Raw genomic sequence first — 846 nt, 5'->3', positions numbered from 1 at the left:
CCAGCTTCCGCACCGGCTCCGCGATCTGCGCGGCATCGCCCACCAGGACCGTGACCAGCCGGTCCACCGGGAACGCGCTGACCGCCGCGGCCGTCGCCTCGACCGTGCCCGTCTCGGCCAGCCGCCGGTACAGCTCCGCCTGGAAGTCGTCCGGCAGCTCCTGCTCGACCTGGTCGGCCAGCGTCCCCGCCACGGCCGCCGCCGTCTCGTACTTCAGCGGCGCCACACCGACGAGGTTCTGCACCGCCACGTCCCGCTCGGCGTCGGTCAGCCCCTCGGAGGCCAGCGTCCGCAGCACCTTCCAGAGGTCCTCCAGCGCGGGCCCCGTGGAGGCGGTGTCCACCGAACCGCTTATGGCCAGCATCGCCGCACCCGTGCCGTCCGCGGAGGAGCGCAGCACCTGGCCGAAGGCCCGCACGCCGTACGTGTAGCCCTTCTCCTCGCGCAGCACCCGGTCCAGCCGCGAGGTGAGCGTGCCGCCCAGGCAGTACGTGCCCAGCACCTGGGCGGGCCAGACGCGGTCGTGCCGGTCGGCGCCGATCCGGCCGATCAGCAGCTGCGTCTGCACGGCACCGGGCCGGTCCACGATGACCACGCGGCCCGTGTCGTCCGCGACGATCGGCGAGGCCGCGACCGGCTCGGCGGCGGAGCCCGTCCACGCGCCCAGCGTCTCCTCCAGCGCCGCGTCCAGGTCCACCCCCTCGAAGTCCCCCACGACCACCGCGGTGGCCGTGGCGGGGCGCACGTGCGCCTCGTAGAAGGCGCGAACGGCGGCCGCGTCGATGCGCGCCACCGTCTCCTCCGTGCCCTGGCGCGGCCGGGACATCCGGGGACGCGGCCGGGAAC

1 protein-coding gene is annotated in these 846 nt (G+C 75.4%); it reads right to left on the bottom strand.

The features are described 5' to 3' along the window. Positions 1 to 826: pitrilysin family protein (locus tag C3481_RS16855; RefSeq protein ID WP_219817681.1), on the bottom strand; the 826-nt coding region annotated here is incomplete at its 3' end. Between the last annotated feature and the right edge of the window lie 20 nt (positions 827 to 846).

It is taken from the genome of Microbacterium sp. Ru50 (assembly GCF_002920555.1).
Lineage (GTDB): Bacteria > Actinomycetota > Actinomycetes > Actinomycetales > Microbacteriaceae > Microbacterium > Microbacterium arborescens.
This window is presented reverse-complemented; position numbering and strand designations above follow the sequence as displayed.